A 20,988-nucleotide genomic window follows, 5' to 3' on the forward strand; every position below is an offset into this window, starting at 1 on the left:
AGGAGCGGCTCCAGCAGTCCGGACTCGCGCAGCCGGGACACCGGGACGGTGAGCAGGGCGCGGCGCGCCTGCTCCGCCTCGTCGGCGTCGAGGGCGTCGTCGCCGAGCAGTTCGGCCGTGATCTGCTCGGCCAGCGCCCTCGGGGTGGGGTGGTCGAAGATCAGGGTGGCGGGCAGGGCCAGCCCGGTGGCCGCGGTCAGCCGGTCGCGCAGTTCGACCGCGGTCAGCGAGTCGAACCCCAGGTCGCGGAAGGCCCGGTCGGCGACGACCGACCCGGCCGCGCTGTGGCCGAGGACCAGCGCGGCCTGCTGCTGCACGGTCTCCAGCAGCAGGACGAGGCCGTCCGCGGCGGACAGCCCGGCGAGGCGCTCGCGCAGCGCGGTGCCGTCCTGCGGGCCGCCGGCGGCGCCCCCGGCGAGGACCTGCCGCACCTCGGGGACGTCCTCGATCAGCGGCTGCGGGTGGTACGCGGTGAAGCCGGGCACGAAGGCCTGCCAGTCCACGTCCGCGACGGTCACGCAGACGTCGCCGGTCCGGATCGCCGTGTCCATCGCCTCCAGGGCGAGGTCCGGGGCCATCGCCCGCAGGCCGCGGCGGCGCAGGAACTCCTCGGCGTCGGCGCCGCCGGCCATGCCCTCGCCCGCCCACGGGCCCCAGGCCACGGAGGTGGCCGCCAGCCCGCGGGCCCGGCGGTCGACGGCGAGGGCGTCCAGCGCCGCGTTCGCCACCGCGTACGCGGACTGCCCGCCGCTGCCCCAGACGCCGGCGACGGAGGAGAAGAGCACGAAGTAGTCGAGGGGGGTGTCCCCCAGCAGCTCGTCCAGGCAGACCGCGCCTTCGGCCTTGCCGTCCACGATCGCCGCGAACCCGGCGCGCGCGGTGCTGCCGAACGGCGTCGGGTCGCCGACACCGGCCGCGTGCACCACACCGCTCAGCGGGAACTCCGCCGGGACGGCGGCCAGCACCCCGGCCATCCCTTCCCGGTCCGCCGTGTCGCAGGCGGCGACGGTCACCCGGGCGCCCAGCGCCTCCAGTTCCGCGACCAGCTCCGCCGCCCCCGGCGCCGTCCGGCCCCGGCGGGAGACCAGCACCAGGTGGGGGACGCCCTGCCCGGCCAGCCGGCGCGCCACGGCGGCGCCCAGCGCTCCGGTACCGCCGGTGACCAGGACGGTTCCGGTGGCGGGGGCGGGATCGGCCGCCACCGGCCCGGTTCCCGCCGGGACCAGCCGGCGGGCGAAGGTCCCGGTGGCCCGGACGGCGACCTGGTCCTCGGTTCCGGACAGCACCTCGGCCATCCGGTCACCGAGCACCGGCCCCGCCGGACCGCAGACGTCCACCAGCCCGCCCCACAGGCCGGGCAGCTCCAGGCCGACCACCCGGCCCAGGCCCCAGATCCGGGCGTGTCCGGGCCGGACGGTCTCCTCCTCGCGCACGGTCACCGCGCCGGAGGTGACCCACCAGAGCGGCACCCGCAGGTCCAGGGCGGTGAGCGCGTCGATCAGGTCCAGGGCGTCGGCGACGGGGTCGGCGTCCGGGGCCGTACCGGGGAAGGCCAGCACCCCGGCCGGGTCCGCGATCCGGGCGAGGTCGTCCGCCAGCCGCTCGGTCGTGGTCCGCACCACCCGGGCGCCGGCCCGCTCGACGGCGGACAGGCAGGCGTCGGCCAGGTCGGACCCCGGTTCGCCGGACTCCGCTGCCCCGGCGGGCAGCACCGCCAGCCAGCTGCCGGTCAGCAGCGGCGGAACGGCCGCGGTGGGCACCGGCTTCCAGGTGATCCGGTAGCGCCAGGCGTCGGATCGCTCCTCCGGCCGGGCGGGGTGACGCGCGACGGGCGGCTGCGCCCAGTAGTGCTGCCGGTCGAAGGCGTACCGGGGCAGCAGCGCCCGGTGCCCGCCCCAGTCGGCGTAGACGGCCGGCCAGTCCACGGCCGTCCCGGCGGTCCAGAGCGCGCCGAGCGCGGCCAGGGCGCTCTCCGTCTCGTCCCGCTCGCGGCGCAGCAGCGGCGCGAAGGTGCCCTTGGCGTCGGCCTGTCGGGCCAGGGCGGACAGCACGCCGTCGGGGCCGAGTTCGGCGAAGCGGGTCACGTCCTGGCCGCCCAGGGTGGCGACGCCGTCGGCGAAGCGGACGGCCTCCCGGACGTGGCGCAGCCAGTAGTCGGGGGTGGTGAGCAGGCCTGGTTCGGCGATCCCGCCGGTCAGGTTGGAGACGACCGGGATGCCCGGCTCGGCGAAGGTCAACTCCGCCAGAACGGCGGCGAATTCGGCGAGCATCGGCTCCATCAGCGCCGAGTGGAAGGCGTGCGAGACCGTCAGCCGACGGGTCTTGCGGCCCTCGGCCGACCAGCGCGCCGCGAACTCCTCGACCACCTCGACGGGGCCGGAAACCACCACCGAACGCGGCCCGTTGACGGCCGCCACGTCCAGCCGGTCGCCGATCTCCGAACGCACCTCCGCCTCGGCGGCCTGCACCGCCAGCATCGCCCCGCCCTCGGGCAGCGCCTCCATCAGCCGACCGCGCGCCGCCACCAGCGCACAGGCGTCCGCCAGCGAGAACACTCCGGCGCAGTGCGCCGCCGCCACCTCACCGATCGAATGCCCGAGCAGGAAGTCGGGCGTCACGCCCCAGGACTCCAGCAGCCGGAAGGACGCCACCTCGACCGCGAACAGCCCGGCCTGCGCCCACACCGTACGGTCCAGATCCTCGACGCCGTCGAGGACGACCTCACGAACCGACCGCCCGAGCCTCGTGTCCAGCTCCGCACAGACCGCGTCGAACGCCCCCGCGAACACCGGGAACGCCTCGTACAGCCCCCGGCCCATCCCGACCCGCTGCGCACCCTGACCGGTGAACAGGAACGCCGTCCGCCCCTCGTCCGCCGGGTCGCCCGCGGCCAGCGCGTCGAGCGCGGCGGTGAACGCCTCCCGGTCGCCGCCGAGCAGGACCGCGCGGTGCTCCATGACGGTACGGGCGAGCAGCCCGCGCCCGACGTCCACCGGTCCGGCCTCCGGCGTGGCGGCCACGAAGGCCCGCAGCCGGCGCGCCTGGGCCCGCAGGCCGTCGGCCGTCCGGGCCGAGAGCGGCCAGGGCACGAGGGCCGGGGCGCTCGCCGGTTCGGGGGCCACGGGGGCCTCGCCCTGCTCGATGACCACGTGGGCGTTGGTGCCGCTCACCCCGAAGGAGGAGATCGCCGCCCGGCGCGCCCGGTCCGCCTCCGGCCACGGCCGGGCCTCGGTCAGCAGTTCCACCGCGCCCGCCGACCAGTCCACCAGCGGTGTCGGCTCGTCCACGTGCAGGGTGGCCGGCAGCACGCCGTGCCGCATTGCCAGCACCATCTTGATCACGCCCGCCACCCCGGCCGCGGCCTGGGTGTGGCCGAGGTTGGACTTCACCGAGCCGAGCAGCAGCGGACGGCCTTCGGGCCGCCCCTGGCCGTAGGTGGCGAGCAGCGCCTGGGCCTCGATCGGGTCGCCGAGCCGGGTGCCGGTGCCGTGCGCCTCCACCGCGTCCACCTCGGCGGGCGAGAGTCCGGCGGCGGCCAGGGCCTCCCGGATCACCCGCTGCTGGGACGGCCCGTTGGGGGCCGTCAGCCCGCTGGAGGCGCCGTCCTGGTTGACCGCGCTGCCCCGCACCACCGCGAGCACCTCGTGCCCGAGCCGCCGGGCGTCGGAGAGCCGCTCCACCAGCAGCACGCCGGCGCCTTCGGCCCAGCCCATCCCGTCGGCGGCGGCGGCGAAGGACTTGCAGCGGCCGTCCGCGGCCACGCCCTGCCCGCCGCCCAGCGAGCCGAACACCTCGGGCGCGGCCATCACGGTCACCCCGCCGGCCAGCGCCAGGTCGCACTCCCCGCCCCGGAGGGCCTGCACGGCCAGGTGCAGGGCGACCAGCGAGGAGGAGCAGGCGGTGTCCACGGTGACCGCCGGGCCCTCCAGGCCGAGGGCGTAGGCCACCCGGCCGGAGACCACGCTGCCCGCGGTGGCGGTGCCGAGGTAGGCCTCGGCACCCTCGCCCCCGCCGGGGAGGTAGTCGTGGTACATCATCCCGGCGAACACCCCGGTCCGGCTGCCGCGCAGCCGCTCCGGGTCCAGTCCGGCGTACTCGAAGGCCTCCCAGGAGGCTTCGAGGAACAGCCGCTGCTGCGGGTCCATCGCCAGCGCCTCGCGCGGCGAGATCCCGAAGAACGCCGGGTCGAACCAGCCCGCCTCGTGCACGAAGCCGGCCTGCCGCGTGCCGTCGCCGCCCAGGGCCGCGAGGTTCCAGCCGCGGTCGGTGGGCAGTCCCGACTGGCCCTCGCCGCCGGTGGCGACCAGCCGCCACAGCTCCTCCGGGGTGGCGATCCCGCCGGGCAGCCGGCAGGCCATCCCGACGATCGCGATCGGCTCCCGGGCCTTCTCGTGCACCTCGCGCAGCTCCTGGCGGGCCTCCTGCAACGCGGCCGTGGCCTGGCGCAGGTACCGGAGCAGCTCTTCTTCCCTGGTCACGCTCATGTCGTCTCCCCCGGATCTCACTGCGACTGGTCGAGGATCTGGAACAGCTCCTCCGCGGTCGCCGTCTCCAGGCTCGCCGCACTGTCAGTGGTGCCGAACTCGCCGAATCGGGCGGCCAGTTCGCGTAGCCGTCGGCCGACCTCGGCCCGCTCGGAGCCGTCGGCGCCGACGTTCTTCAGGACTTCCTCGAACCTGGCCAGCTCGTCCAGGGCGCTCGCGGCCGGGGCGGCCGGCGCCGGGGCCAGCTCGTCCCGGAGGTGACGCGCCAGGTCCAGCGGCGTGGGGTAGTCGAAGATCAGCGTCGCCGGCAGCCGCAGCCCGGTGGCCAGGGCCAGCCGGTTGCGCAGCTCGACGCCGGTGAGCGAGTCCATGCCGACCTTCAGGAAGCCCCGCTCGGCACCGACCGAGCCCGCCGAGTCGTGGCCCAGCACCGTGGCGGCCTGGGTGCGCACCAGGTCGAGCAGCGCCTCCAGCCGCTCCCGGTCGGAGAGGCCGGTCAGCCGCTCGGGCAGGTGCGCGTCGCGGGCCGCGGCCCCGGTCCGACCGCCCGCCCCGGACGCCGTCGGCGCCGCGGGGATCAGACCGCGCAGCAGCGGGGGCAGCAGCCCCTGGGTCCGCAGCGCGGCGGTGTCCAGGTTGATCGGCACGACCACGGCGGTGCCGGCCGCCAGGCCCGCGTCGAACAGCGCCAGGCCCTCCGCGGTGGACACCGGCGTCATGCCGAGCCGGCGCACCCGGTTGACGTCCAGTTCGGTCAGGTTCCCGGTCATCCCGGTCGGCTGCGCCCACGGGCCCCACGCGAAGGAGACCGTGTCGAGCCCCTCCGCCCGGCGGGCCTGGGCGAAGGCGTCCAGGAAGGCGTTGGCCGCGGCGTAGTTGGCCTGACCCGCGCCGCCGAAGGTGCCGGCCGCCGAGGAGAAGAGGTGGAAGCCGGACAGTCCGGTGCCGCGGGTCAGCTCGGCCAGGTGCAGCGCACCGCCGACCTTGGCGTGCAGGACCCGGTCGACGCGCGCCGGGTCGAGCCCGACGAGCACGCCGTCGTCCAGTTCGCCGACCGCGTGCACGACGGTGCGCAGCGGGGCGTCGGCCGGGATGCCGGCCAGCAGCGCGGCCGCCGCCGTCCGGTCGCCCACGTCGCAGGCCGCGATCTCGGCCTCGGCGCCCAGGTCGGCCAGTTCGGCGACGAGTTCGGCGGCGCCGGGGGCCTGCGGCCCGCGCCGGCCGGCCAGCACCAGGTGCCGGACGCCGTGCTCGGTCACCAGGTGCCGGGCCAGCGCCTGGCCCAGGGTGCCGGTGCCGCCGGTGATCAGCACGGTGCCGTCCGGGTCGAACACCGGGGTGTCCGGCCGGGCCGGTACGGCCAGTCGGGCCAGCCTCGGCACCCGCACGGCGCCGGACCGCAGCGCGGCCTGGGGCTCGTCGGTGCCCAGCGCGGCGAGCAGGGCGGGGGCGGTGTCCTCGTGGCCGTCCTCGTCGAGCAGCACGAACCGGCCGGGGTGCTCGGACTGGGCGGACTTCAGCAGGCCCCAGGCCGCCGCCGCGGGCAGGTCGACGGGGGCCTCGGCCGGGTCGGCCGCGACGGCGCCCCGGGTGACCAGCACCAGGCGGGAGGAGCCGAAGCGGTCGTCGGCGAGCCACTGCTGGGCCAGCGCCAGCGCCGTGTGGGTGACGGTGCGGACCGCCTCGGCCTGGTCACCGCCGGTGGCGCCGACGAGCGGGACCAGGACGGTCGCGGGCTCGTCGGTGCCGCCGAGCACCGCCGCCACCGCGGCGAGGTCCCGGTGGCGCTCGGGCGGGGCGCCGGCGGCGGTGAGCCGCTCGGCGAGCCCGGACGGGTCGTCACCGGCCAGCAGCAGGCGGCCGGGCCGGGTGTCCCCGGCCGGGGCGGCCCCGGTCCACTCGACCTGGAACAGCGACTGTCCGGGGGCCGGGGCGGTGCCGAGGCCGTCCGGCACCGGCCGGGAGACCAGCGCCTCGACCGAGGCGACGGCGAGCCCGGTGTCGTCCGCGGCCTGGAGGGTGATCCCGTCCGCCTCGGCGAAGGCCAGCCGCACCCGCAGCGAGGTGACGCCCCGCTGGTGGCAGCCGACCCCGCGCCAGGCGAACGGCAGCTCGGCCCGGGCCCGTTCGCCGCGCTCGGACTCGCGCAGCGCCCGCAGCATGCCGATGCCGTGCAGCGCCGCGTCCAGCAGCGCCGGGTGGACGCCGAAGCGCTCGGCGTCCGGGCCCGGCTCCGGCAGGGACACCTCGGCGAAGATCTGCTCGTCCCGGCGCCAGGCGGCGCGCAGGCCCTGGAAGGTCGGGCCGTACGCGTAGCCGCGCGCCTCCAGCTCCTGGTAGAAGCCGCCGAGGTCGATCGGCTCGGCGTCCCGCGGCGGCCACTGGGCGAGGTCGAACGCCGGGGCGGGCGACTCCGGGGCCAGGGTCGCGGTGGCGTGCCGGGTCCAGCCGTCGGTGCCGGCGGCGGCCGTGCCGTCGTCCGGCCGGGAGTAGACGCTCAGCATCCGGCGCCCCGCGGCGTCCGGGGCCTGGACGACGGCCTGCAGGCGTACCGCGCCGTGTTCCGGCAGGAGCAGCGGGGTCTCCAGGGTGAGCTCCTCGACGTGGCCGCAGCCGACCTGCGCGCCGGCCTGTACCGCGATCTCGACGAAGGCGGTACCGGGCAGCAGGACGGTGCCGAGCACGGCGTGGTCGGCCAGCCAGGGCTGGGAGCGGCGGGAGAGCCGGCCGGTCATCAGGACGGCGTCCAGCCCGGCGAGGTCGGCGGCGGCGCCGAGCAGCGGGTGCCCGGTGGCGCCGAGCCCTGCCGTGGCGGCCTCGGCCGCGCCGGAGCCGGCCCCGGAGCCGCCGAGCCAGTAGCGCCTGCTCTGGAAGGCGTAGGTGGGCAGGTCGACGGTGCGGGCGCCGAGGCCGCCGAGCAGCTGCGCCCAGTCCACGGCGAGGCCGCGCACGTGCGCCTCGGCGGCGGAGGTCCACAGCCGGTCCAAACCGCCCTGGTCGCGCCGCAGCGAGCCGACCACGGCGCCGCCGCCGGTGACGGCCTCGTCCAGGTCGTCCAGGGTCTCCTGGATGCCGACGGTGTGCATCGGGTGCGGGCTGGCCTCGACGAAGTGCCGGTAGCCCTCGGCCGCGACGGCGCGCACGGCCTGCTCGAAGCCGACCGTGTTGCGCAGGTTGCGGTACCAGTACCCGGCGTCCAGCTCGGCGGAGTCCGTCCAGCGGCCGAGCGCGGTGGAGTAGAAGGAGACCGCGGAGGAACGCGGGGTGATCCCGGCGAGTTCCGCGACCAGCCGCTCCTCGACGGCCTCGACCTGGGCCGAGTGCGAGGCGTAGTCGACCGCGATCCGGCGGACCCGGACCCCGTCCGCCTCGCAGCCGGCGAAGAACTCCTCCAGGGCCCCGGTCTCGCCCGAGACCACCACCGAGGAGGGCCCGTTGACGGCGGCGACGGAGAGCCGCCCCGCCCACGGGGCGATCCGTTCCCCGGCCTTCGCGGCGGGGAGCGCGACCGAGACCATGCCGCCCTTGCCGGACAGCGCGGTGATCGCCCGGCTGCGCACGGCCACCACCCGGGCGGCGTCCTCCAGCGACAGCGCGCCGATCACGCAGGCGGCCGCGATCTCGCCCTGCGAGTGGCCGATCACCGCGTCCGGTTCGACGCCCCAGGAGCGCCACACCGCGGCGAGCGAGACCATCATCGCCCACAGGGCCGGCTGCACCACGTCGACCCGGTCCAGCGCGGCCGCGCCCTCGACGCCGCGCACCACGTCCACCAACGACCAGTCGGTGTACGGGGCGAGTGCCTCGTCGCAGGCGGCGATGTGCTCGGCGAAGACCTCCGAGGAGTCCATCAGCCCGGCGGCCATGCCGGCCCACTGGGCGCCCTGGCCGGCGAACACGAACACGGTGCGGCCGTTCACGGCCGAGCCGGTCGGGGTGCCTTCGGGGGTCTGCCCCGCGGCCAGCCCGGCGAGGCCGCCGCGCAGCTCGGCCCGGTCGGCGGCGAGCACCACGGCGCGCTCGGCGAACGGGGTGCGGGTGGTCGCCAGCGAGTAGGCGAGGTCGCCGAGGTCCGCCGCGGGCTCGGCGTCCAGATGCGCCAGCAGCCGTTCGGCCTGCTCGCGCAGGGCCTGCGGGCCGCGGGCGGAGAGCACGAAGGGCAGCGCGCCGGCCTCGCGCTCCGCGCGCGGCTCCTCCTCGGGCTCCGGGGCCTGCTCCAGGACGGCGTGGGCGTTCGTGCCGGTCCCGCCGAAGGAGGAGACGCCGGCCCGGCGCGGGCCGTCGGTGCTCGGCCAGGGGCGGGCCTCGGTCAGCAGCTCGACCCGGCCCGCGCTCCAGTCGACGTGCGGGGTCGGCTCCTCGGCGAACAGGGTCGGCGGCAGGACGCCGGCGCGCAGCGCCATCACGGTCTTGATCACGCCGGCGACGCCGGAGACGGACTGGGTGTGCCCGATGTTGGACTTCAGCGAGCCGAGCCCGACCGGCCGGTCCTCGGGGCGGTCCTGACCGTACGTCGCGATCACGGCCTGGGCCTCGATCGGGTCGCCGAGCGAGGTGCCGGTGCCGTGCGCCTCGACCAGGTCGATGTCGCCCGGCCGCACCCCGGCGCTGGCCAGCGCCTGGCGGATGACCCGCTGCTGGGACGGCCCGTTGGGCGCGGTGAGGCCGTTGGAGGCGCCGTCCTGGTTGGTCGCCGAGCCGGTGTACAGGGCGAGCACGGGGTGGCCGTTGCGGCGCGCCTCCGAGAGGCGCTCCAGGACCACCACGCCGACGCCCTCGCCCCAGTTGGTGCCGTCGGCGGAGGCGGCGAACGCCTTGCAGCGGCCGTCCGGCGCCAGGCCGCGCTGGCGGCTGAACTCGGTGAAGGAGACCGGGGTGGGCAGCACGGTGACGCCGCCGGCCAGGGCCAGCGTGCACTCGCCGTTGCGCACCGCCTGCCAGGCGAGGTGCAGCGCCACCAGCGAGGAGGAGCAGGCGGTGTCCACGGTGACCGCCGGGCCCTCCAGGCCGAGCGTGTACGCGAGCCGTCCGGACACCGCGGCGGTGCCCGTCCCGGCCAGGAAGAAGCCCTCGGAGGCGGCGATGCCGTCCTGCGCGTCCACGCCGTAGCCCTGGAAGGAGGTGCCGACGTAGACGCCGGCCTTGGCGCCGGCCATCGTCGCCGGGTTGATCCGGGCCCGCTCCAGGGCCTCCCAGGCCGCCTCCAGCAGCACCCGCTGCTGGGGGTCCAGGGTGATCGCCTCGCGCGGGCTGATGCCGAAGAACTCGGCGTCGAAGTGGCCGGCGCCCTCCAGGAAGCCGCCCTCGCGGACGTAGGTGGTGCCGGGCCGGTCCGGGTCGGGGTGGTAGAGCGCGTCCAGGTCCCAGCCGCGGTCGGTGGGGAACGGGGTGACGGCGTCCTGGCGGGCCAGCACCAGCTCCCACAGGTCCTCCGGGGAGCGGACGCCGCCGGGGAAGCGGCAGCCGATGCCGACGATGGCGATCGGGTCGTCGTCCGCGGGCGCCGCGCCGTGCTCCTGCGTGGGGGCCGCGGTGGCCGGGGCGCCGAGCAGCAGGGTGGCCAGGTGGTCGGCGACGGCGGCCGGCGTCGGGTGGTCGAAGACCATGGTGGCCGGCAGCCGCAGCCCGGTGGCGGTGCGCAGCCGGTTGCGGACCTCGACCGCCATGATCGAGTCCAGGCCGACCTCGCGGAACGCCCGGGCGGGCTCGACGTCCCCGGGTCCGGGGTAGCCGAGCACGGCGGCGGTGTGGGTGCGGACCAGGTCGAGGACGACCCGGCCGCGCTCGCCCGCGGGGAGGGCGGCCAGCCGCTGGGCGAACTCGCCCTCGCCCGCCGGCGCCGCGGTCTGCGGCCCGGAGTCGGCGAGCGCCTCCCGGGCCTCGGGGATCTCGTCGACCAGCGGCCGTTCGCGGGCGGCGCTGTAGGCCGGGGCGAAGGCGGCCCAGTCGATGTCGGCGACGGTCAGCAGGGTCTCGTCGTCGGCGAGCGCCTGGCCGAGCGCGGTGACCGCGAGCTGCGGGTCCATCAGGGCCAGGCCCCGCCGGCCGAGGACGGCCATCGCCTCGTCGGTGGCCATGCCGCCGCCGGCCCAGCCGCCCCAGGCGACCGAGGTGGCGCGCAGTCCGAGCGAGCGCCGGTACTGGGCGAGCGCGTCCAGGCGGGCGTTGGCGGCCGCGTAGGCGGCCTGGCCGCTGCCGCCCCAGACGGCCGCGCCGGAGGAGAACAGGACGAAGGCCTCCAGGCCGTCCCCGGCGAGTTCGTGCAGGTGGACGGCGCCGGCGACCTTGGCCTCCAGGGTGGCGGCCAGTTCCGCGACGTCGGTGTGCAGCACGGGCGTGCTCTGGGCGACGCCGGCCGCGTGCACGACGGCGGTCAGCTCCGGAAGCCGCGCCAGCAGGGCGGCGACGGCGGAGCGGTCGGTGACGTCCACGGCCTCGATCCGGACCTCGGCGCCGAGCGCGGTCAGCTCCGCGGCCAGCTCCGCGGCGCCGGGGGCGGCCGGTCCGCGCCGGCCGGCCAGCACCAGCCGTTCGGCGCCGGCCCGGGCCAGCCAGCGGGCCACGTGGCCGCCGACGGCGCCCGTCCCGCCGGTGACCAGGACGGTGCCGCGGGGCTGCCAGCCGTCCGGGCCCGCGGCGTCCTCGCGCGGGGCCCGGACCATCCGGCGGCCGAAGACGCCGGCGGCCCGCAGGGCCACCTGGTCCTCGCCGGCGGCGCCGTGGAGCACGGCGGCCACCCGGGCGAGGGTGCGGTCGTCCGGGTCGGCGGGCAGGTCGAGCAGGCCGATCCGACGGCCGGTGAGTTCCAGTCCGGCGGTCAGGCCGAGGCCCCAGGCGCCGGCCTGCTCCGGGCGGGTCAGCGGGTCGGCGGCCCCGACCGAGACCGCGCCCCGGGTGGCGATCCAGAGGGGTGCCGTGCCGCCGGCCGCCTCCACGGCCCGGACCAGGGCGAGGGTGCGGGCCAGCCCGCGGGAGAGCACCGGGTGGTCCGGGTGGGTCTCCTCGTCCAGGGCCAGCAGGGACAGCACGCCGGCCGGCCCCTCGGCCGCCGCCTCGGCGATCCGCTCGCCGAGGCCGTCGCCGGACGGGTCGTCGGCGGCGGGCGAGACGGTCACCACGCGGGCCCCGTGCTCGCCGAGCGCCCGCGCGCAGAACGCGGCGGTCCCGTCGTCCTCGCCGCCCGGGACGACCAGCAGCCAGGTGCCGGAGAGTTCGGCGCCCTCGGTGCGGGCGATGCGCCGCCAGCGCACCCGGTAGCGCCAGTTGTCGATGGTGGAGCCGTCCCGGCGGCGCGCCCGCCAGGAGGAGAGCACCGGCAGCGCGGGCGCGGCGGCGGCCAGCGCGGCGCGGGCGTCCGGGTCGTCCACGCCGAGCGCCTCGGCCAGCCCGGCCGGGTCGGCCTCGGAGACCGCCGCCCAGAACCGTTCCTCGGCCGGGTCGCGCAGGGCGTCGCCGGCCGCGGCGCCGTGCGCCGCCGGCAGGTCGAGCCAGTAGCGCTGCCGCTGGAACGCGTAGGTGGGCAGCTCGACGGCGGTGGCCGGGGCGCCGCCGAGGACCGTGGACCAGTCCGGGCGGGCGCCGTGGACGTGCGCCTCGGCGAGCGAGCGCAGGAACCGGGCCGGGCCGCCCTCGTCGCGGCGCAGGGTGCCGACCACGGTCACCTCGCCGGTGCCGGGGAGTTCCTCGGCGGCCTCCTGCACGCCGGGGCCCAGCACCGGGTGCGGGCTGGACTCGACGAAGGTGCGGTAGCCGTCCTCCAGCAGGGAGCGGACGGCGTGGGCGAACCGGACCGGCTCGCGCATGTTGCGGTACCAGTAGGCGGTGCCCAGCTCGGTGGTGTCGAGCGCGCCGCCGGTCACGGTGGAGTAGAAGGCCGTCCGGGCGGGCTGCGGCTCGATGCCGGCGAGCGCCTCCAGCACGGCCTCGCGCAGCGGCTCGACCTGCGGCGAGTGGCCGGCGCCGTTGACCCGGACCTTGCGCACCCGCACGTCCTCGGCGGCCAGCGCCTCGACGAACCCGTCGACCGTCCCCGGGTCTCCGGCGACCACGATCGAGCGCGGGCCGTTGACGGCGGCGATGTGCAGCTCGCCCGGCCAGGCCTCGATCCGGGCGGCCACCTCGTCCTCGGGCAGCGAGACCGACGCCATGGCGCCCTGCCCGGCGAGCGCCAGGAGCAGCCGGCTGCGCAGCGCGACGATCCGCATCGCGTCGGACAGCGTGAGCGCGCCCGCGACGTGGGCCGCCGCGATCTCCCCCTGGGAGTGCCCCACCACGGCGGCGGGGGTGATGCCGTGCGAGCGCCAGAGCGCGGCCAGCGACACCATCATGGTGAACAGCACGGGCTGGACGACGTCCATCCGCTCGATCGGCGGGGCGTCCTCGGCGCCGCGCAGCACGTCCTCCACCGACCAGTCGGCGTACTGGGCCAGGGCGGCGTCACAGGCCCGGACGGAGTCGCGGAAGACCTCGGAGGCCTCCAGCAGGCCGGCGGCCATGCCGGCCCACTGGGTGCCCTGGCCGGGGAAGACGAACACGGTGCGGCCCCCGGCGGCGGCGACGCCGCGTACCAGGCCCTCGGCCGTCCGGTCCTCGGCGAGCGCCGTCAGCAGCTCGGTGAAGGACTCCCGGTCGTCGGCGAGGAGCACCGCGCGGTGGTCGAAGGCGGAACGGCCGGACGACAGCGCTCCGGCGACCTGATCATTCGTCACTTCCGGACGGGTGGAGAGGTGTTCGCGCAGCCGTGCGGCCTGCGCGCGCAGCGCGGCCTCGCCACGGGCGGACAGCAGCCAGGGGGTGGGGGCGCCGGCCAGGGACGGGGCGGCCGGCCGCGCCGGGGCCTCGGCCTGCTCCGGCGCCTCCTCCAGGATCACGTGGACGTTGGTGCCGCTCATGCCGAACGAGGAGACGCCCGCCCTGCGGGTGCGACCTCCCCGCGGCCACGGCACCGGTTCGGTGAGCAGGCGCAGCGCGCCCGCCGACCAGTCCACGTGCGGGGTCGGCTCGTCCACGTGCAGGGTGGCGGGCAGCAGGTCGTGCCGCATCGCCTGGACCATCTTGATCACGGCGGCGACGCCGCCCGCGGACTGGGTGTGCCCGATGTTGGACTTGACCGAGCCGAGCCACACCGGGCGGTCGGCCTCCCGGTCCCGGCCGTAGACGGCCTGGAGCGCCCGTGCCTCGATCGGGTCGCCCAGCTCGGTGCCGGTGCCGTGCGCCTCGATGGCGTCGACGTCGCCGGGGGCGAGCCGGGCGGCGCTCAGCGCCTGCCGGATGACCTTCTGCTGGGCCCGGCCGCTGGGGGCGGTCAGCCCGTTGCTGGCGCCGTCGTGGTTGACGGCGGTGCCGCGGACCAGGGCCAGCACCCGGTGGCCGTTGCGGCGGGCGTCGGAGAGCCGCTCGACCAGCAGCATGCCGGCGCCCTCGCCCCAGCCGGTGCCGTCGGCGGCGGCGGCGAAGGCCTTGCAGCGGCCGTCGGTGGAGACCGCGCCGCCCTGGGTGCCCTCGACGAACATGGTCGGCACGACCATCAGGGTCACGCCGCCGACCAGGGCGAGCGAGCAGTCGCCGCGCCCGAGCGCCTCGCCCGCCGTGTGCAGCGCCACCAGCGAGGAGGAGCAGGCGGTGTCGATGGACAGCGCCGGGCCCTCCAGGCCGAGGCTGTACGCGACCCGGCCGGAGGTGACGGAGGCGGCGGTGCCGAGCATCAGGTGCGGGCCGATGCCCTCGGGCACCTCAGTGGCGCCGACGCTGTAGCCGGTGGTGGCGTTGCCGACGAAGACGCCGGTCGGGCTGCCGTGCAGCGTGGTCGGGTCGATCCCGGCGCTCTCGATCGCCTCCCAGGCCGTCTCCAGCAGCAGCCGCTGCTGCGGGTCCATCGCCAGGGCCTCGCGCGGGCTGATGCCGAAGAAGGCGGGGTCGAAGTCGGCCAGGCCGTCGACGAAGCCGCCGTCGAGGCCGTCCGCGAAGCCCTCCGGGAAGGCTCCGAGGTCCCAGCCGCGGTCGGTGGGCACCGGGGTCATGGCGTCCACGCCCTGGCTGACGATCCGCCACAGCCCCTCGGGGGTGTCGGCGCCGCCGGGCAGTCGGCAGCTCATGCCGATGATCGCCAGCGGGTCGTCGGCCGGGCCGGTGGCGGCCACCGGGGCCGGGCCGGCGGTGGCGGTCCCGGACGCGGGCTCGGGCTCGGACCCGCCGAGCAGTTCGCGACCGAGCTCCTCGGCGAGCAGCGCCGGGGTCGGGTGGTCGAAGACCAGGGTGGCCGGCAGCCGCAGGCCGGTGACGGCGGAGAGCCGGTTGCGCAGCTCGACCGCGGTCAGCGAGTCGACCCCGAGCTCCTTGAACGCCCGGTTCGGGTCGACCGGTTCGGGCCCGGCGAAGCCGAGCACGGCGGCGGCCTGGCCGCGCACCTGCTCCAGCAGCAGCCGGAGCCGGTCCTCCGCGCCGAGTCCGGCCAGCCGGCGGCCGAGGGCCGAACCGGCGGCGGCCGGGTCGGCGCCGGAGACGCGCCGGGTGCCGCCGCGGACGAGTTCGCGCAGCAGCGGCGGCAGCGACCCCGCGCCGGCGGCCAGGGCGGCCTGGTCCAGCCCGGTGGCGACCAGCGCCGGGTGGGACAGGGCGAGCGCCGCGTCCAGGGCCGCGAGGCCGCGCTCGACGGAGAGCGGCGGGAAGGCGGAGCGGGCGATGCGCTCGCGCTCGGCCCCGGTGAGCCGGCTGGTCATGCCGGCGGTGTCCTGCCACGCCCCCCAGGCCAGCGACAGCGCGGGCAGCCCGGCGGCGCGCCGGCGGTGGGCGAGGGCGTCGAGGTAGGCGTTGGCGGCGGCGTAGCCGGCCTGCCCGGCGCTGCCCAGGGTGCCGGCGGCGGAGGAGTAGAGCACGAAGGCCGCCAGGTCGGCGTGCCGGGTCAGCTCGTCCAGGTGCGCGGCGGCGTCCGCCTTGGCGCGCAGGACGGCGGCGGCGCGCTGCGGGGTCAGGCCGGTGACCACGGCGTCGTCCACCACGCCGGCCAGGTGGAACACCCCGGTCAGCGGGCGGGTGAGCCCGGCCAGCACCGCGGCGAGCGCGTCCCGGTCGGCGGCGTCGCAGGCGATCAGCTCGACCTGTGCGCCCCGTTCGGCCAGCGCCTCGGTGAGCGCGGCGGCGCCCTCGGCGGCGGGCCCGGTACGGCTGAGCAGGGTGAGGTGGCGGACGCCGTGGGCGGTCGCCAGGTGCTCGGCGAGGACCCGGCCGAGGCCGCCGGTGCCGCCGGTGACCAGGACGGTGCCGTCCGGGTCGAAGGCGCGCGGCAGGGTGAGGACGACCTTGCCGATCTGGCGGGCCTGGCCGAGGTGGCGGAACGCCTCGGGGGCGGTGCGCACGTCCCAGGCGCGCAGCGGCGGCAGCCGCAGCTCGCCGGCGCGGAACAGCTCCAGCAGGGTGGCGAGGATCTCGCCGATCCGCTCGGGGCCGGCCTCGATCAGGTCGAAGGCCTGGTAGCGCACGCCGGGGTGGCGGGCGGCGACCTCGCCGGGGTCGCGGACGTCGGTCTTGCCCATCTCGATGAAGCGGCCGCCGCGCGGCAGCAGGTCGAGCGAGGCGTCGACGAACTCGCCGGCCAGGGCGTCCAGCACCACGTCCATGCCGCGGCCGTCGGTGGCCTCGGCGAAGCGCCGGGCGAAGCCGGTGTCCCGGGAGGAGGCGATCCGGTCGGCGGCGACGCCCAGGGCGCGCACCGCCTCCCACTTGGCCGGGCTGGCGGTGCCGTAGACCTCGGCGCCCAGGTGCCGGGCGACCTGGACGGCGGCGGTGCCCACGCCGCCCGCGGCGGCGTGGATCAGCACCGACTCGCCGGCCCGCAGGCCGGCCAGGTCCACCAGGCCGTAGTAGGCGGTGGCGTAGGCGATCGGGACGGCCGCGGCCTCGGCGAAGGACCAGTGCGCGGGCATCGGGGCGAGCAGCCGGTGGTCGGTGACGGCGACGGGGCCGAACGCGGCCGGGCAGAGGCCGAACACCCGGTCACCCGGGCGCAGGCCCTCGACGTCCGGTCCGACCTCCAGCACCACGCCGGCGGCCTCGCCGCCGAGCACGACATCGCCCGGGTACATGCCGAGCGCGCCCAGCACGTCGCGGAAGTTGAGGCCCGCCGCGCGCACGCCGAGCCGCACCGCGCCGGGGGCCAGCGGGGCGGCCGGGTCGACCGGCAGCAGTTCGAGGGCCTCCAGGGTGCCCGGGTTGCGGGTGTCCAGCCGCCAGGCCCCGGCTCCGGCCGGGGCCGGCAGGCCGGCGGGCACGGCCGCGCGGACCAGTCGGGCGGCGGCGAGTTCGCCGTCGCGCAGCGCCAGTTGGGGTTCGCCGCAGGCGACGGCGGCGGTCAGCACCCCGGTCGGCACCGGCGCCCCGGCGGGGGCGTCCAGCAGGACGAAGCGGTCGGGGTGCTCGGTCTGCGCGGTGCGCACCAGGCCCCAGGCGGCGGCGCCGGCCGGGTCGGCGACCGGGTCGCCGGGGGCGGCGGCGACCGCGTCGCGGGTGAGCACCACCAGGCGGGCGGGCGTGAAGCGGTCGTCGGCCAGCCAGTCCTGGAGCACCGTCAGCACCCGGGCGACGGCCTCCTGCGCCGAGCCGGCCGGGCAGGGCAGCACGACGATTCCGGGCACGTGGCCGTCCTCGTCGACGGCCGCGGCCAGGGCGTCCTCGGCGTCCAGCAGCGCGAGGTCCTCGGGCACGGCGACCTCGGTGCCGCCGTCGGCCGGGCGCCGCCAGTCCACCCGGTACAGCCCGGCCGGGTCGGCGGCCGGACCGGCGGGGGCGGCCGCGCGCAGCGCGAGGCGCTCGACGGTGACGACCGGCCGGCCGTCGCCGTCCCAGGCCACCAGCGAGAGCGCGTCCTCACCCAGCGGGGTGATCCGGGCCCGGACGCCGGGGGCGCCGGAGGCGCGCAGGGCGACCCCGGTCCAGGAGAACGGCAGTCCGGCGGTGAGCGGGGTGCCGTCGGCTCCCCCGTCGGCCGTCGAACGGACCGCGAGGGCGTGCAGGACGGCGTCCAGCAGCGCCGGGTGCAGGCCGTAGCGGCGGGCCTCCTCGGGGTCTCCGGCCCGGGCCTCCAGCAGGATCGCGTCACCGTGACGCCAGGCGGCGGCCAGGCCGCGGAAGGCGGGGCCGTACGCCAGTCCGGCCGTGTCCAGCAGCTCGTACACGGCGTCCACGTCGGCCGGGGCGGCGTCGGCGGGGGGCCACTGCTGCGGGGCCGGCTCGGCCGCCGGGCCGTCGGCGGTGGGGGCCAGCACGCCGGTCGCGTGCCGGGTCCAGGGCCGGTCCGGCCAGTTGTCGTCGGCCCGTTCCTCGGGCCGGGCGTGCACCGTGACGGTGCGGCGGCCGTCCGGGCCGGCGGCGCCGACCGCCACCTGGACCTGGACCGCGCCGCGGTCGGGCAGCGCCAGCGGGGCCTCCAGGACCAGTTCGTCGAGGTCCCCGCAGCCGACCTGGTCGCCCGCGTGGACGGCGAGTTCGACGAAGGCGGTGCCGGGAACGACGACCCGGCCGTGCACCCGGTGGTCGGCCAGCCACGGGTGGGCGTCGGCGGACAGCCGTGCGGTGAACAGCAGTTCGTCCCCGCCGGCGAGCGAGATCCCGGCGCCGATCATCGGGTGGCCGATGGCGCTCAGGCCCGCCGCGGTGACGTCGCCGCGCCAGGAGGCGGTGTTGGGCCAGTACGGCGCGGTCTCGAAGGCGTAGGTCGGCAGGTCCAGCAGGCGTCCGTCACCGAAGACGGCGGCCCAGTCGACGGCGCCGCCGTGCACGTGCAGGCCGGCCAGCGCGGTGGCGACGCTCAGCGGCTCGGGCCGGTCGCGGCGCAGCAGCGGGGCCAGGAAGACGGTGTCCTCGCGGTGGGCGAGGCTCTCCCGGGCCATGGCGGTGAGCACGCCGTCGGGCCCGAGTTCGAGGTAGCGGGTGACGCCCTGCCCGTCGAGGTGCCGGACCCCGTCGGCGAACCGGACGGTCTCGCGGACCTGCCGGGCCCAGTGGTCCGGGTCGGCCAGCTGCTCGGCGCCGACGGGGGCGCCGGTGAGGTTGGAGACCACCGGGATCACCGGCGGCCGGAACGCGAGCCCCGCGACGACCTCGCGGAACTCCGCCAGCATGCCGTCCATGTGCGGCGAGTGGAAGGCGTGCGAGACCCGCAGCTCGCGGGTGCGCAGGCCGCGTTCGCGCCAGGTGGCGGCGAGCGCCAGGACCGCTTCGCGGTCGCCGGAGACGACCGTCGAGGCCGGCCCGTTGACGGCGGCGACGGCGACCCGGTCGGCCACCGCGGCCAGGTCCTCGCGGACCCGCGCCTCGTCCGCGCCGACGGCGAGCATCGCGCCGCCCTCGGGCATCGCCTGCATCAGCCGGCCGCGCGCGGCGACCAGGGTGCAGGCGTCGTCCAGCGAGAGCGCGCCCGCGACGTGGGCGGCGGCGACCTCGCCGACCGAGTGGCCGAGCAGGAAGTCGGGGGCCGGGCCGAAGGCGGTCGCCAGGCGGTACAACGCCACCTCGACGGCGAACAGCGCGGCCTGGGTGTAGGCGGTCCGGTCGAGCAGCGCGGCGGTGTCGCTGCCGGGCTCTGCGTCGAGCACGGCGCGCAGCGGCGGGTCGAAGTGCGGGTCCAGCCGCTCGCACACCTCGGCCAGGGCCTCGGCGAACACGGGCTGGGCGACGGCCAGTTCGGCGCCCATCCGGGCGCGCTGGGCGCCCTGGCCGGTGAACAGGAAGGCCAGCTTGCCGCTTCTGCGGGCGGCGGCGCCGCGCACCACCCGGCCGCTCTCGGTGCCGTCCTCCAGGGCGGCCAGGCCGGCCAGCAGGCCGGCGCGGTCGGCCGCGACGACCACCGCGCGGTGGCTCAGCGCGGCACGGGTGACGGCCAGCGAGCGGCCGAGGTCCGCCGGGTGCACCGCCGGGTCGGCCGTCAGCAGGGCGCGCAGCCGCGCGGCCTGGCCGCGCAGCGCGGCCTCGCTCTTGGCGCCGAGGACGAAGGGGAGTTCCCCGCCGGCCGGGCCTGCCACGGCCTCCGCCGCCCCGGGCTCGTCGGCCGCGGGCTCGTCGGCCTCCTCCAGGATGATGTGGGCGTTGGTGCCGCTGATGCCGAACGAGGAGACGCCGGCGCGGCGCGGCGCGGCGCCGCGCGGCCAGGGCCGGGACTCGGTGAGCAGTTCCACCGCGCCGGCCGACCAGTCCACGTGCGGGGTCGGTCCGTCGACGTGCAGGGTGGCCGGCAGCACGCCGTGCCGCAGGGCCATCACGGCCTTGATCACGCTGGCCACGCCGGCCGCGGCCTGGGCGTGCCCGATGTTGGACTTGACCGAGCCGAGCCACAGCGGACGGTCCTGTGCCCGGCCCTGGCCGTAGGTGGCCAGCAGGGCCTGGGCCTCGATCGGGTCGCCGAGCTCGGTGCCGGTGCCGTGCGCCTCGACCAGGTCGACGTCCCCGGTGGACAGCTTGGCGCCGGCCAGGGCCTGCATGATGACCCGCTGCTGGGACGGCCCGTTGGGGGCGGTGAGCCCGTTGGAGGCGCCGTCCTGGTTGGCCGCCGAGCCGCGCACCACGGCGAGCACCGGGTGCCCGAGCCGGCGTGCGTCGGAGAGCCGCTCCACCAGGAGCACGCCGACGCCCTCGGACCAGCCGGTGCCGTCGGCCGCGGCGGCGAAGGACTTGCACCGGCCGTCCCCGGCCAGCCCGCGCTGCTTGCTGAACTCGGTGAACACACCCGGGGTGGCCATCACGGTGACGCCGCCGACCAGTGCCAGCGAGCACTCGCCCTGGCGCACCGAACGGGCGGCCAGGTGGAGCGCGACCAGCGAGGAGGAGCAGGCGGTGTCCACGGTGATCGCGGGGCCCTCCAGGCCCATCGCGTAGGAGACCCGGCCCGAGATGACGGCGCTGGCGCCGCCGGTGAGCAGGTAGCCCTCGCCGCCCTCGTGCGGCGCCCCGGCAACCAGCGCGGTGTACTTCTGGTCGCCGGCGCCGACGAAGACGCCGGTGTCGCTGCCGCGCAGCGAGGTGGGGTCGAGGCGGGCGCGCTCGACGGCCTCCCAGCACGCCTGGAGCAGCAGCCGCTGCTGCGGGTCCATCGCCAGCGCCTCGCGCGGCGAGATGTCGAAGAACCCGGGGTCGAACTCGGTGGCCCCGGTGACGAAGCCGCCCTCGCGCACGTAGCTGGTCGCGGCCCGGTCCGGGTCGTCGTCGAAGAGGTGGTCGAGGGCCCAGCCGCGGTCCTCCGGGAAGGGGCCGATGGCGTCGGCGCCGTCGGCCACCAGCCGCCAGAGGTCCTCCGGTGAACGGACGCCGCCAGGGAACCGGCAACTCATCCCGATGATCGCCAGCGGTTCGGCGTCCGCCGCCTCGAAATCGGCCAGGCGCTGCCTGGTCCGGTGGAGATCGGCGGTGACCCGCTTCAGATAATCGCGAAGCGTATCCTTATCAACCATCTGGTGAAACCCTCTTCCACGGATGGCGCGACGAATAGACGGAGACGACCGGCCGGCCCGTTACGGGA

1 protein-coding gene and 1 pseudogene are annotated in these 20,988 nt (G+C 77.5%); both read right to left on the reverse strand.

Annotated features, from left to right (window positions below):
• Positions 1 to 101 precede the first annotated feature (101 nt).
• Positions 102 to 4,505 (reverse strand): annotated as a pseudogene (locus ACWGJO_RS14080) (type I polyketide synthase); the annotation flags it as partial.
• Positions 4,502 to 20,920, reverse strand: coding sequence for a type I polyketide synthase (locus ACWGJO_RS14085; protein WP_452183636.1), 16,419 nt, complete (start codon positions 20,918 to 20,920; stop codon positions 4,502 to 4,504). The gene ACWGJO_RS14085 and the pseudogene ACWGJO_RS14080, both read right to left, overlap by 4 nt.
• Positions 20,921 to 20,988: the final 68 nt, after the last annotated feature.

The sequence above is a fragment of the Kitasatospora sp. NPDC054795 genome, assembly GCF_053611565.1.